The organism is Glaesserella sp. (assembly GCF_041814905.1).
GTDB lineage: Bacteria > Pseudomonadota > Gammaproteobacteria > Enterobacterales > Pasteurellaceae > Glaesserella.
In genome coordinates this window covers 33,243-46,483 of record NZ_JBGXYA010000009.1, presented here as the reverse complement: position 1 = coordinate 46,483, position 13,241 = coordinate 33,243, and the positions used below count along the sequence as shown (strand labels likewise).

Sequence of the window (13,241 nt, the reverse complement as noted above, 5' to 3'; positions counted from 1 at the left end):
AGGGCTGGGATGATAAATATTTATTATCCTAAAATTACATAAAATATAATTATTAGAAGGAAAAGAAAATGGCAAAAGGTCAGTCTTTACAAGATCCATATTTGAATGCTCTTCGCCGTGAGCGTATTCCTGTTTCAATTTATCTTGTTAACGGCATTAAGTTACAAGGGCAGATCGAATCTTTTGATCAATTTGTAATTTTATTAAAAAATACCGTAAGTCAAATGGTATATAAACATGCTATTTCGACTGTAGTTCCGGCTCGTTCGATTTCTCACAACAATAATTCAGGTCACGCGCAGCAACAAAGCGATGTGGCGGAAAAAGCGGAATAATCGCAACTGAGTACGACACCACACTTCGTATTATCACAACCAAACACAGAGGATTCTGTGTTTGGTTTTACATTGTCTGAAGAAAAATCAACTCCGCCCGCGACGGAACTGCCAAATCAGGCGAAAGAGCGCGCGATTTTGGTTCATCTCTATTTGTCTCAACATAAAGACGTTGAGAATTTAATTGAATTCCAAACTTTAGCCGAATCTGCCGGGGTAGAAATTGCAGCAACCCTCACGACAACCCGTTCCGCTCCGCACATCAAATATTATGTCGGGCAAGGAAAAGCAGAAGAAATCGCCGATGCAGTAAAACAGTTTGAAGCAACGGTAGTATTGGTTAATCATTCGCTCAGCCCTGCGCAAACCCGTAATCTACAGTCGTTATGTGACTGCCGTATTGTTGACCGAACAGGGTTGATTCTCGATATTTTTGCACAGAGAGCGCGTTCTCATGAAGGTAAGTTACAGGTTGAATTGGCACAGCTTCGCCACTTATCTACCCGTCTTGTGCGCCGTTTAGGTAATCAGGATCAGCAAAAAGGTGGAGCCGTCGGCTTACGCGGACCGGGTGAAACACAGCTGGAAACCGATCGCCGTTTAATTCGAGTACGAATTCAACAACTCCAAAACCGTTTGGAAAAAGTTAGCAAACAGCGTGATCAAAACCGTAAGACGCGCCAAAAAGCGGATATTCCAACGATATCGTTAGTCGGTTATACCAATGCCGGCAAATCCACACTGTTTAATTCAATTACTCATGCCGGTGTGTATGCCGCGGACCAACTGTTCGCTACTCTTGATCCAACGTTGCGACGCATTCAAATACAAGATGTTGGTACCGCCATTCTTGCCGATACAGTCGGTTTTATTCGCTTTTTACCGCATGATTTAGTTTCGGCGTTTAAATCTACGCTGCAAGAAACCACCGAAGCTACGTTACTATTGCACGTCATTGATGCCGCCGATCAACGTAAAAATGAGAATATTGAAGCGGTCAATGCCGTGTTGGATGAGATCGGCGCCTTAGATATTCCCACCTTGTTAGTGTTTAACAAGGTCGATCGCTTGGAAGGGATTGAGCCGCATATTGATTACAGTGATGACGACAAACCGGTGGCTGTGTATTTATCAGCCCAAACCAATCAGGGCATTGATTTATTGTTTGAGGCAATACGCGCAAGGTTGAAAAATGAATTAGTTTGCGAAACCGTGCTGTTACCTACAACAAGCGGTCGGATTTATGCCGAATTTTACCAACAGCATTGCATTAAAGCCGAACGTTTTAATCAATTCGGTGATCGGTTGATTGAAGTGGAAGTGGATAAAGTGCAATGGCAAAAATGGTTAAAACAATATCCGGAATTAGCGGAATACATTGAATTTGCGCGGTGGGAGTAGATCGGAAATTTCACTTGTGATGCCCCAGATTTACCAAACCACCGCTTATAGAGCTATTTAGCTTTGGCTTCAAGATATAACCATTCCGCCACCTGTTTGGCAAAATAGGTCAGAATACCGTCGGCGCCGGCACGTTTAAAGCAAAGTAGTGATTCCATAATGCACTCTTTCTCTTTCAGCCAGCCGTTTTGAATCGCCGCCATATGCATGGCATATTCGCCCGATACTTGGTAAGCAAACGTCGGCACACCGAAGGCTTCTTTCACCCGATAAACCAAATCCAAATAAGGCATACCCGGCTTCACCATCACCATGTCCGCGCCTTCTTGAATATCGAGAGCCACTTCCTGCAACCCTTCGTCACCGTTCGCCGGATCGAGTTGGTAGGTTTTCTTATTTCCGCCTTTGAGATTGCCCGCAGAACCGACGGCATCACGGAACGGACCGTAATAATTCGAAGCATATTTTGCCGAATACGCCATGATTTGCGTATGAATAAAGCCGTTATCTTCCAAGGCGGCTCGAATGGCGCCGATACGTCCGTCCATCATATCGCTCGGTGCAACGATATCCGCACCGGCTTGGGCATGCGATAATGCCTGTTTAACCAACACTTCGGTAGTAATATCATTGACCACATACCCCTCATCATCAATGATGCCGTCTTGTCCGTGAGTGGTGAACGGATCCAACGCCACATCGGTAATCACTCCAAGTTTGTCACCGAAAGCTTGTTTCAACGCCCGCACCGCGCGTTGTGCTAATCCGTTCGGATTATACGCTTCTTCCGCCGTCAGCGATTTTTTCGCGTCGCCGACCACCGGAAACAGGGCGATCGCCGGTACGCCGTATTTAACTAACAGCGCCGCATCAATCAATAGTTGATCAAGGGTTAAACGTTCGACACCGGGCATCGACGGTACGGCAACCCGCTGATTTTCCCCTTCAATGACAAAGACCGGATAAATCAGATCCGCCGCCGTTAATGTATTTTCCGCCACCAAACGACGGCTGAAATCATGTTTACGTAAACGACGCATGCGTCGCGTCGGAAAAGGTGATAAAAGATATTGGGTCATATTCAATTCCTATTTTGCAAAATATGTAAACAATCAACCCGCTTGTAAGCGGGTTGACAGGGTATGCTATGCGTTATGTTCGTGTTCCGATTCGTTTTCATCGTCTTTCGGTGTGTAGAATCGAGACACAATCACGCCGACCTCGAATAACAAGCACATCGGCACCGCCAACAAGGTTTGCGAAAACACATCCGGCGGCGTCAGCAACATGCCGATAATAAACGCCGCCACAATAATGTAAGGACGTTTGGCGCGGAGATCGTCCGGCGTCGTCACGCCTGCCCAACAAAGCAGAATAATCGCAACCGGCACTTCAAAACAGACACCGAACGCCAAGAAAATGGTCAGCACAAAATCCAGATAACTGTTGATGTCCGTCGCCATCACCACACCTTGCGGTGCGGTGGTCGTCAGAAACCCGAAGATTAACGGAAACACGACGTAGTAAGCAAAAAAGACACCTAAATAAAATAACAAAGTACTCGAAATCAATAACGGATAAACTAAACGTTTCTCGCTTTTATACAATGCCGGTGCAACAAACGCCCAAACTTGATACAGAATGTAAGGCACCGACAAAAACACGGCAACGACCGCCGTCAGCTTAATCGGCGTAAAAAACGGCGTCACGACATTTGTCGCAATCATAGTCGCCCCTGCCGGTAAACGTTCGGTAAGCGGGCTGGCTAATAAACTATAAATATCATTCGCCCAATAAACCAAGGCACAAAATACAATTAAAACGCAAATAACCGCTTTGAGTAAGCGGTTACGCAGTTCAATCAAATGAGTAATCAGGGGTTGAGACTCTTCAACTGACATTCTGTTTATCCTGTTTTGGTTGAGGGTCAACAGAAGCAAGATCATCGTCAGGCGGATAGTATGCCATCAGTTTTTCTTCATCTGCTTCGGCAAGTTCAGCAATTTCAGCCTCCGAAAGTTGAGGTTCTGTCGTTTCTACATCAGGTGCGTTTGACTCGGAATTTTGCAGATTTCCCGACGCTAACGTTTGGCTTTCCTGCTCTATTTTGTTTTGAATTTCGGCAACTTGTTCTTCCGTAAGGTGCTGAATATCACTTTTGGCCGAGGTCAAATCCGCTTGCATTTTTTGCGCCGATTGCTTTAATTCTTCAACGGTTTTACTTAATTCCGGTGAAAGTTTGCTTAAGTTCAATGCTTCGGCTTTTTTTATGCTCTCTTGCAGCTCTTGCAATTTGAGTTCTTGTGCCAATTCATTTTGAACGTTTGCCGCCAATCCGCGAATAGTACGAACCCATCCCATCACCGTACGAATGGCGATCGGTAAGCGTTTCGGCCCTAACACCACCAAGCCCACGATAAACACGAGGACTAATTCGGAAAAACCAATATCAAACACGGATTATGCCTGCTCTTTGTCTTTTGCTTTTTGTTCCGCCGAATCCGCCTGCTTTTGTTCTACTTTTTCAAATTCGGCATCTTTCGGTTTATCGTCACTCATCGCTTTTTTGAAACCTTTCACCGATTCCCCCAAATCCGAACCGAGGGTTCGCAGTTTTTTCGTACCGAACAATAAAACGATAATTGCCACAACAATCAGCAGTTGCCAAATACTAATACCACCCATAGTGTTACCTCTTAGAATAAATAAATGAAATAAAAGTGTGCGACGAATTATACGAGTTTTCTAATATGAAAACACGAACTTTGTCGACTCATTGTTCAATAGTTACATAGTTCTGGCAAACAAAAAAGAAGTCGTTCTTCAAAATCAGTAAAAGATCACACTAATTTGCTTCAAAATAATCCGAACGCTTCCTTTTTATCGACTTTTAAACGAAGATATTGCTGTTATTGAACAAAACGCGAATGTTGTTGTGGAGTTTGTGCCTTAACTTCTGACACGTTAGGCTCAATCTGTTGCGGAGTAATTTCTGTCGTTGGTTTAGATTCTCCCGCTTTTGGATTCGGACCGTATTTATTGTCAAAAGGCTGCCCGCTTTTGAACATTAAAAAACAAGAAATCACCAACATCACAAGACAAACGGCCCCAAACGTTAATTCAAATGTATTCGCCATAGAAACATACTGAGACGGAATAATATCCGTATTTAAACGCTCCATCTCTATCCCCATATCAGCCAAAGCACCTAGAAACGGAATGAACGCAAAAATCGGAAGAGCATAAAACAGTATCTGCCACCAACCGGACCAGCCCAAATCATGCAAACGACGCGCAGTGACACTCAGTGAAACGAGAAACACAACGGCGCCGTAAAGAAAGAGAAACAAGTAGATTAAAATCCCAAAAATGCCCAAGCTCACCGCTCCGCCCATCGACATACTAGTGTTTTGACCGAAAGAAACAATACTTAAAACCGCCCCTGCCATCACTAACCATAAAATAAGAACTATCGCAAGTGAAACCAAAAAATTCCCGAGAAAAAACCAACCATATTCCCGTCTTCTCGCTCGGTCACTATAGTTAAAAATATTTTTTATGGCATAAAAATACCAACGCATTGTAAGCTCCTATAAAAAAGTAAAGTTGAAAGATCAAAGAATTATGTACAAATTATGCTTAAAATCTTGCCGCTTGTAAATTATGCACTGAAATTATTTGGGCTTTCGGTCAGCGTTGTAACTTACAAGCGGTCACTTTTGGCAAAAATATTGCAAATTTAGGATAAAACGCCTTTGTCGGTTGTGATGAGCACTCAAATAAGCGAAAATACCCGCCATTTTTGAAACAGAAAACGAGAATAGAATGTCACTAAATAACTACCCTCAAGAAGTCAATAAACGCAGAACCTTTGCGATTATTTCTCACCCCGATGCCGGTAAAACGACCATCACCGAAAAAGTGTTACTTTACGGAAACGCTATTCAAACCGCAGGTTCGGTAAAAGGCAAAGGCTCGCAAGCGCACGCAAAATCCGACTGGATGGAAATGGAAAAACAACGTGGGATTTCGATTACCACATCTGTAATGCAGTTCCCTTATAACGATTGCTTGGTAAACTTACTTGACACCCCGGGGCACGAAGACTTCTCGGAAGATACCTATCGTACCTTAACGGCGGTGGACAGCTGTTTGATGGTGATCGACAGTGCAAAAGGGGTTGAGGAACGTACCATTAAATTGATGGAAGTCACCCGCTTGCGTGATACGCCGATTTTAACCTTTATGAACAAGCTAGACCGTGATATTCGTGATCCGATGGAACTGTTAGATGAAGTTGAGAACGTGTTGAAGATCAACTGTGCGCCGATCACGTGGCCGATTGGGTGCGGTAAGTTGTTCAAAGGGGTGTATCATCTCTATAAAGATGAAACCTATCTTTACCAAACAGGGCAAGGACATACCATTCAGGAAGTGCGTATCGTCAAAGGCTTGAACAATCCTGAACTTGATACCGCTGTGGGCGATGATTTAGCCCAACAATTGCGTGACGAATTAGAACTGGTACAAGGGGCAAGCCACGAATTTGAACTGGACGCCTTCTTAAACGGCGAATTAACCCCTGTTTTCTTCGGTACAGCATTAGGTAACTTTGGGGTCGATCACTTCTTAGATGGTCTAACGGAATGGGCACCCGCTCCGCAAGCCCGTGAGTCTGATTTACGCAAAGTGGAAGCCAACGAAGAAAAATTCAGTGGCTTTGTGTTTAAAATCCAAGCGAATATGGATCCAAAACACCGCGACCGTGTTGCCTTTATGCGTGTAGTATCGGGCAAATATGAAAAAGGAATGAAGCTCAAGCACGTTCGTATCGGCAAAGATGTGATCATTTCCGATGCCTTAACCTTTATGGCTGGCGACCGCTCTCACGCTGAAGAAGCATACGCCGGCGATATTATCGGTTTACATAATCACGGCACGATCCAAATCGGCGATACCTTTACCCAAGGGGAAAACTTGAAATTTACCGGTATTCCGAACTTCGCCCCTGAATTGTTCCGCCGTATCCGCCTAAAAGATCCGCTCAAGCAGAAACAGTTGCTTAAAGGCTTGGTACAACTGTCGGAAGAAGGTGCGGTGCAAGTGTTCCGTCCGTTGATGAATAACGACTTAATCGTCGGTGCAGTCGGTGTGCTTCAGTTTGACGTGGTGGTTTCACGCTTGAAAACTGAATATAACGTCGAAGCCATCTACGAAACCGTCAATGTGGCGACCGCCCGTTGGGTGGAATGCAAAGATGTGAAGAAGTTTGAAGAATTTAAACGCAAAAACGAGCAGAATTTAGCCTTAGACGGTGGCGATAACTTAACCTATATAGCCCCGACAATGGTAAATCTCAACTTGGCTCAAGAACGTTATCCGGATGTGGAATTCTTTAAAACAAGAGAGCATTAAAATTATTTTCTTCGTGAATTTATTCTGCCAAATCTCCCCTAACCCCTCTTTGCTAAAGAGGGGGACTGTTTCATAGGAAATTTAAATATCGAAGAACTTCAAAACGATATCAATTTGTCAAATGAATGAATAATTTTCTTCGATTTAATTCCCCTCTTTAGCAAAGAGGGGTTAGGGGAGATTTGGCAGCCTTAAAACACGAAGTGAGAGAAAACAATCAAAGTCTAATTTAACAAAATACTATTATGAGCGAACAAATCTACGGTATTCACGCCGTTAAATCCTTTTTAGATGTCGCACCCGAACGATTAATCGAAGTGTTTGTGCTAAAAGGTCGTGAAGATAAACGATTAACTCCATTACTCAACGAATTACAACGTTTAGGTATTCGAGTTCAGCAGGTCAATCGCCAAGCCCTTGATAACAAAGCCCAAGGCGAAGTACATCAAGGGATTATCGCCAAAGTCATTCCAGCTAAAGAGCTAAATGAAAGCGATCTTGACCAAATTTTAGATCGCAAAGCAAATCCGTTCTTATTGATCTTAGACGGTGTGACCGATCCCCATAACTTAGGGGCTTGTTTGCGTACTGCCGATGCGGCAGGGGTTGATGCCGTGATTGTGCCAAAAGACAAATCGGCACAGCTCACTTCAACGGCTCGCAAAGTGGCTTGCGGTGCAGCGGAAACCGTGCCACTTATTCGCGTAACAAATCTCGCCCGTACTATGCGTGAGTTACAAGAACGTAATATTTGGATCGTCGGCACAGCTGGCGAAGCCACAGAAAGTCTGTATCAGGTGAAATTAACTGGATCGGTTGCGTTAGTGATGGGGGCAGAAGGGGATGGAATGCGTCGTCTTACCCGTGAACATTGTGATCAACTGGTGAGTATTCCAATGGCAGGATCGGTATCATCGCTGAATGTATCCGTGGCGACAGGCGTGTGTTTGTTTGAGATCGTCAGACAAAAAGCCGCAGCCATTTAATCTAAATCTATTTAAAAAAGCGCTGACAGCCGGTCTTCTGTCTGCGTTTTTTATTTGCAAATAATCCGCAGAAACAGACCGCTTGTAAATTAAATACTCTGCCCTAAATGAATTTGATAGCCGAGATTAATAATACTGCTTTGCTGTGGAATACCGTGAATGCGGTTGAGTAACTCTTGAGCGGCGACTTTACCAATCTCCAAACGCGGCGTGATCACTGTCGCTAACTGCGGGGTAAGAGATTGTCCGACATCGTGACCATGAAAACCGGCAATGGCAATCTGTTTTGGAATTTTAATCCCTAAACGCTGACACTCAAACAACGCACCGATCGCCAAGTCATCGTTGGTGCAGAAAATACCGTTAATTTCAGGAAATTGTTTTAACGCTTGGCGTAACTGCTGCGCCCCCAAAGTAAAAGAGGACGGTTCTTCGGTGGTTAAGCTGTGCGGAGTTAAACCGTGTTTACGCATTGCCTGTTCATAGCCCTGCATTTTAAGATGAGACCGTTTGTCCATCCGCGCAGAAAAATAAACCACATTTTTATGCCCGCGGTTGATCATCGTTTCAACCATCGATTGCGCTGCAGAAATATTGTCAAAACCGACCGCTTGTTGAATTCCGATTTCGCTACTGTCCATTATTTCGATCACCGGAATATTCGCAACTTCCAACATTTTCAGTGTACGCTCGGTGTGATGATTTTCCGACAAAATCAAACCGTCCACATTATAAGAAAGTAAAGACTCAATTCGCTGTTCTTCCTTTATTTCACTATAGCCGTAGTGCGCTAACATCGTTTGATAACCGGCATTATCGGTAATCAGTTCAATCCCTTTAATCACATCGGCAAAAACTTGATTGGTAAGAGAAGGTACTAGCACACCGATTGCACGGCTTTTGGCATTTGACAGAATATCCGGCGCACGATTCGGAATATAACCGAACTGTTCAATCGCTTGAGCAATACGCTGTTGCGTTTCAAACGCGACTGAATCCGGCTTACGTAAATAACGACTAACGGTCATTTTGGTAATACCGAGATGAGTGGCAATATCTTGAAGTGTCGGACGTTTACGTTTGCTGGTCATGGTTTGAAGAGTCAGTTTATTGGCGGAGGCGCATGGGAGTCGAACCCACCCGAGAACGCTGGCGTCCTCAACAGGATTTGAAATCCTGCCACATCACCGGACATGACGCACCTCCGAAAAAGTGGCGCTATTCTACTGAATTTATTAGAATTGTGCAAAATATCTCAACGGATTCCTTCTATGCAAAATTTATTTCGAGCTATTCCTTCGATCGACAAGCTGATTCAGACACCCCAAGGTAAATCATTAATTGTACAATTCGGGCATAAAACCGTTGTGGAGCAAGCTCGCGAGTTGATCGAACAAATTCGCCGACAAATCCAACGAACCCATTCGCTACCGAACTTTATCACATCCGAGACTTCTATTTTCTCGGTGATTGAGCAACGTTTAAAACAGCAACAGCAGGTAGAAATCAAAAGTGTGTTTAACCTGACAGGCGTGGTCTTACACACCAATCTCGGGCGAGGTTTATGGTCGGAAAAAGCGATAGAAGCCGCAACGAACGCAATGCGTCATAACGTAGCGTTAGAATTTGATATTGATGCAGGTAAACGTAGCCACCGCGATCTCTACATTTCCAAATTGATTCAACAACTCACCGGTGCAGAAGCCGCTTGTATCGTCAATAACAACGCGGCAGCCGTATTATTGATGTTGGCAACGTTTGCACAAGGTAAAGAAGTGATTATTTCACGTGGCGAATTGATCGAAATCGGTGGCGCATTCCGTATTCCCGATATTATGGCGCAAGCCGGCTGTAGATTGGTAGAAGTCGGCACGACCAACCGAACCCATATAAAGGATTATCGCAACGAGATCAACGAAAATACCGCCTTTTTAATGAAAGTTCACACCAGTAACTATCAAATTCAGGGATTTACTTCCAGCGTCAGCGAAGAGGAATTAGTGGCTCTTGCTAAAGAATTCAATCTACCGGTTATCAGCGATCTAGGAAGCGGTTCACTCATCGACATGGCAGCATTGGGCTTGCCTGCCGAACCGATGGTGCAACAAAAAGTTGCTGCGGGTGTAGATTTAGTCTCATTCTCGTGCGACAAATTATTAGGCGGACCGCAAGCAGGGATTATCGTTGGCAAGCAACATTTTATCGAACGGCTACAACAACATCCGCTCAAACGGGTACTGCGCTGTGATAAGGTGATTTTGTCCGCGCTGGAAGCAACTTTGCGCCACTATTTACTGCCGGAGCGGTTAAGCGAAGCATTACCGACATTACAGCTGCTGACTCAATCGCCGGAAAGTTTGCAGCTTAAAGCCGAACGGCTTAAAAACGCCCTCCACAAGCGGTTAGATTCGCGCTATATTTTGCAAATCGAACCAAGTTCCGCCCAAATCGGCAGCGGGGCGTTGCCGACCGAAAACATCGCTTCTCTTGCAGTCACGATTTCCGCCGACAAACAGAGCGATTTACTTGAATTAGAGCAGCAATTTAAAGCCTTCTCCCGCCCAATCATCGCCCGTCTTTTCCAACAAAAAATGTGGTTGGATGTAAGAAGCGTGGCGCAGTTTGAGCAACTTATTTTGATGTTGGAGACACAATGATCATCGTCACCGCCGGTCACGTGGACCATGGCAAAACGACTTTATTACACGCCTTAACCGGCACGCACACCGCCCATTTGCCTGAAGAAAAAAGGCGCGGAGTGACTATCGACCTCGGCTATGCTTATTTGCCGATTGAAAATGATATTCTCGGCTTTATTGATGTGCCGGGGCATCAGAAATTTTTATCCAATATGCTTGCCGGTTTGGGCGGGGTACAACACGCCATGCTGGTTGTCGCAGCGGATGAAGGGATTAAACCGCAAACCGTCGAGCATTTAGCCATTCTTCGTTTGCTCAATTTTAAGCACATTATGGTGGTGATTACCAAAGCCGATCGTGCACAGCAAAGCCAAATCGAAGCCTTAATTCAACAGCTCAAACAACAATTTCCGTTTTTACAGGACGGACTGTTTTTTATTACCTCCGCCACGGCGGGTTTACTTGAACCGCTGAAACAGCATTTGGTGAATTTGAGTCAGCAAAGCAAGCTGATCGACAAACCGTTCCGCTATGCCGTTGACCGCGTTTTTAATGTGAAAGGCGCAGGATTAGTCGTTACAGGCACTGCTGTCGCCGGCAGTGTGAATATCGGTGACGAGCTTTATCTCTCCGATGGTCAAAAAGTACGTATTAAAAATATTCACGCTCAAAATCAAGAAAGTGAAAAAGGCGTTGCCGGACAACGTTTGGCGTTGAATCTTGCGAATGTCGAAAAAGAACAGATTCAGCGTGGCGATTGGATCACCGAACTTGCTCCGAACTTTGCCACCGATCGTATTACGGTAAAACTCACCACGGCGCAAGCGTTGAAAGAAAATACCATTGTCCATCTCTATCATTACGCCAGCCATATTACCGGCAAAATGAATTTATTAGCGGATAAACAAGCGGCGGCGAACAGTGAAACTGTCGCCGAAATCATCTTGGACGAACCGTTACATATTGTATTCGGCGATAAGCTGATTATCCGCAGCGGTGACGATAGCCAAACCCTCGCCGGCGCACATGTGATCGAAATAGATTCGCCGAAACGGCATAAACGCAGCGATCTCCGATTGGTTTATCTGACCCGCCTGTTACAAGCGGTCGATTTAGCGCAAAAATTTGCAATTTATTTGGCGGACAAAGCCATGCCGCTGGACAAACTGTTGTGGATAGAACAGATCTTTGCCGAAGATCTCGCCGCACTCGGTTATCAAACCCGTGCCAAATGGTTATTTACCGAGACCTTCAAGCAACACATTCAGCAACGGATTATCGAAAAACTGACGGAATACCATCACCAACACAATGATCAACTCGGTGTCACCAAAGCCCGCTTATATCGCATTGCCGCGTTAGAACAGCCAGAGGCTTTGATCTACAACTTTATTGACGAACTGATTGAAAACAAACAGTTAGCCCAAACCCGCGGTTGGATCCACACTCCGCAACATCGTATTGAGTTGAGCGATTCAGAATTGCAACTTTGGGCGGAAATTCGCCCGATTTTTGAGCGCACCAACCAAGCACTTTGGGTACGCGATATTGCTACCGCCCTTTCGGTGGATGAAACACACATGCGAAACCTGCTGTATAAAGCGGGTAAACTCGGCTATTTGGTGCCGATCGTTAAAGATCGTTTCTTATTACACGAGCAGATCGTCGCCTTTGCACAATTGATCAAAGATTTTATCGTGCAACACGGTGAAATTTCCGTCAATCAACTACGTGATGAAATCCAATACGGGCGTAAACTCACCGTACAATTGATTGAATATTTCGACCGCTCGGGTTTTTTACGGCGCAAAGGGAATGTGCATTTGTTACGGGATCAAGATACGTATTAAAGATTTTTGCAAAATATTACCGTAAACCAACCGCTTGTATTACGTGTGTGATCGCCACACTTTTTATTTGTTAAGTGCTTAAGATTTCCTTAAGATTCGTTTGCTGTAATAGCATCCAACAAAGCCAAGAGGCAATGTTACGGCAAATTTGTAATACCTTTTATCGGAGATTTATTTATGAAAAAATTAGCATTTATCACAGCGCTTGTCTTATCCACCGCAAGCGTTTCTGCATTAGCCAGCCCGCAACAAGGCGGATTTCAAGGGCCGTCAGATCAATCGAACAAGGCAGCAATGCAAAACGGTGGTTTCGTGAATAAAGGACAAGCCGTGAGCCAAGTGATTGATATTGCATCAATGAAAGACGATCAATATGTCGTGTTACAAGGCAAAATCGTTCAACAAGTCGATAACGATGAATTTCTTTTCCGTGATGCATCAGGTGAGATTGTGGTTGAAATTGAACGTAAAGCATGGCGCAGTCAGCAAATTACGCCGAATGATGAAATCAAAGTGTACGGTGAAGTAGATAAATCGTGGAATAAAACCGAAGTGGAAGCCCACAACATTGAAAAACTAAACTAACCCGTCGGTAGAAAGTGGCAGTAATGCCAC

The 13,241-nt window shown here is 44.5% G+C and carries 13 protein-coding genes and 1 tRNA gene; 7 read left to right on the top strand and 7 right to left on the bottom strand.

Features of this window, described 5'->3' with window-relative positions; all coding sequences use genetic code 11:
- Positions 1–68 precede the first annotated feature (68 nt).
- Together hfq and hflX are read left to right on the top strand one after the other, a co-directional pair.
- Positions 69–335, top strand: coding sequence for an RNA chaperone Hfq (gene hfq / locus ACEYJ7_RS01245; RefSeq protein ID WP_373777212.1), 267 nt, complete (start codon positions 69–71; stop codon positions 333–335).
- 57 nt (positions 336–392) lie between these two features.
- Positions 393–1,736 (top strand): ribosome rescue GTPase HflX, encoded by a 1,344-nt coding sequence (gene hflX / locus ACEYJ7_RS01240; protein WP_373777211.1) that lies wholly within the window; start codon positions 393–395, stop codon positions 1,734–1,736.
- Positions 1,737–1,789: 53 nt separating this feature from the next.
- Here hflX and hemB read toward each other — a convergent pair whose 3' ends face one another.
- From hemB to ACEYJ7_RS01215, 5 genes are all read right to left on the bottom strand, one after another.
- Positions 1,790–2,815 (bottom strand): porphobilinogen synthase, encoded by a 1,026-nt coding sequence (gene hemB / locus ACEYJ7_RS01235; RefSeq protein ID WP_373777210.1) that lies wholly within the window; start codon positions 2,813–2,815, stop codon positions 1,790–1,792.
- Positions 2,816–2,881: 66 nt separating this feature from the next.
- Complete coding sequence (tatC, locus tag ACEYJ7_RS01230) at positions 2,882–3,637, bottom strand: twin-arginine translocase subunit TatC (protein ID WP_373777209.1); 756 nt, start codon at positions 3,635–3,637, stop codon at positions 2,882–2,884.
- Positions 3,627–4,193 (bottom strand): Sec-independent protein translocase protein TatB, encoded by a 567-nt coding sequence (gene tatB / locus ACEYJ7_RS01225; RefSeq protein WP_373777208.1) that lies wholly within the window; start codon positions 4,191–4,193, stop codon positions 3,627–3,629. The genes tatC and tatB overlap by 11 nt, the downstream gene beginning before the upstream one ends.
- Before the next feature lie 3 nt (positions 4,194–4,196).
- On the bottom strand, positions 4,197–4,421 hold the full coding sequence (gene tatA, locus ACEYJ7_RS01220; RefSeq protein ID WP_373777207.1) for a Sec-independent protein translocase subunit TatA: 225 nt from the start codon (positions 4,419–4,421) through the stop codon (positions 4,197–4,199).
- A gap of 224 nt (positions 4,422–4,645) precedes the next feature.
- Positions 4,646–5,317, bottom strand: coding sequence for a DUF805 domain-containing protein (locus tag ACEYJ7_RS01215; protein WP_373777206.1), 672 nt, complete (start codon positions 5,315–5,317; stop codon positions 4,646–4,648).
- A gap of 244 nt (positions 5,318–5,561) precedes the next feature.
- On the opposite strand from ACEYJ7_RS01215, the gene prfC reads away from it, so the two are divergent.
- Positions 5,562–7,151, top strand: coding sequence for a peptide chain release factor 3 (gene prfC / locus ACEYJ7_RS01210; RefSeq protein ID WP_373777205.1), 1,590 nt, complete (start codon positions 5,562–5,564; stop codon positions 7,149–7,151).
- Positions 7,152–7,396: 245 nt separating this feature from the next.
- Complete coding sequence (gene rlmB / locus ACEYJ7_RS01205; protein ID WP_373777204.1) at positions 7,397–8,137, top strand: 23S rRNA (guanosine(2251)-2'-O)-methyltransferase RlmB; 741 nt, start codon at positions 7,397–7,399, stop codon at positions 8,135–8,137.
- Between the two features lie 89 nt (positions 8,138–8,226).
- Here rlmB and gntR read toward each other — a convergent pair whose 3' ends face one another.
- Positions 8,227–9,228, bottom strand: a complete 1,002-nt coding sequence (gene gntR, locus ACEYJ7_RS01200) for a gluconate operon transcriptional repressor GntR (protein WP_373777203.1) — start codon at positions 9,226–9,228, stop codon at positions 8,227–8,229.
- A gap of 20 nt (positions 9,229–9,248) precedes the next feature.
- Positions 9,249–9,343 (bottom strand) — tRNA-Sec (locus ACEYJ7_RS01195).
- Positions 9,344–9,408: 65 nt separating this feature from the next.
- Here ACEYJ7_RS01195 and selA point away from each other — a divergent pair.
- The 3 genes from selA (at position 9,409) to ACEYJ7_RS01180 (ending at position 13,211) form a co-directional block, all read left to right on the top strand.
- Positions 9,409–10,794: an L-seryl-tRNA(Sec) selenium transferase gene (selA, locus tag ACEYJ7_RS01190; protein ID WP_373777202.1), complete on the top strand. Its 1,386-nt coding sequence runs from the start codon at positions 9,409–9,411 to the stop codon at positions 10,792–10,794.
- Positions 10,791–12,626, top strand: coding sequence for a selenocysteine-specific translation elongation factor (gene selB / locus ACEYJ7_RS01185; RefSeq protein ID WP_373777201.1), 1,836 nt, complete (start codon positions 10,791–10,793; stop codon positions 12,624–12,626). The genes selA and selB overlap by 4 nt, the downstream gene beginning before the upstream one ends.
- Positions 12,627–12,803: 177 nt before the next feature.
- Complete coding sequence (locus ACEYJ7_RS01180) at positions 12,804–13,211, top strand: YgiW/YdeI family stress tolerance OB fold protein (protein ID WP_373777200.1); 408 nt, start codon at positions 12,804–12,806, stop codon at positions 13,209–13,211.
- Positions 13,212–13,241: the final 30 nt, after the last annotated feature.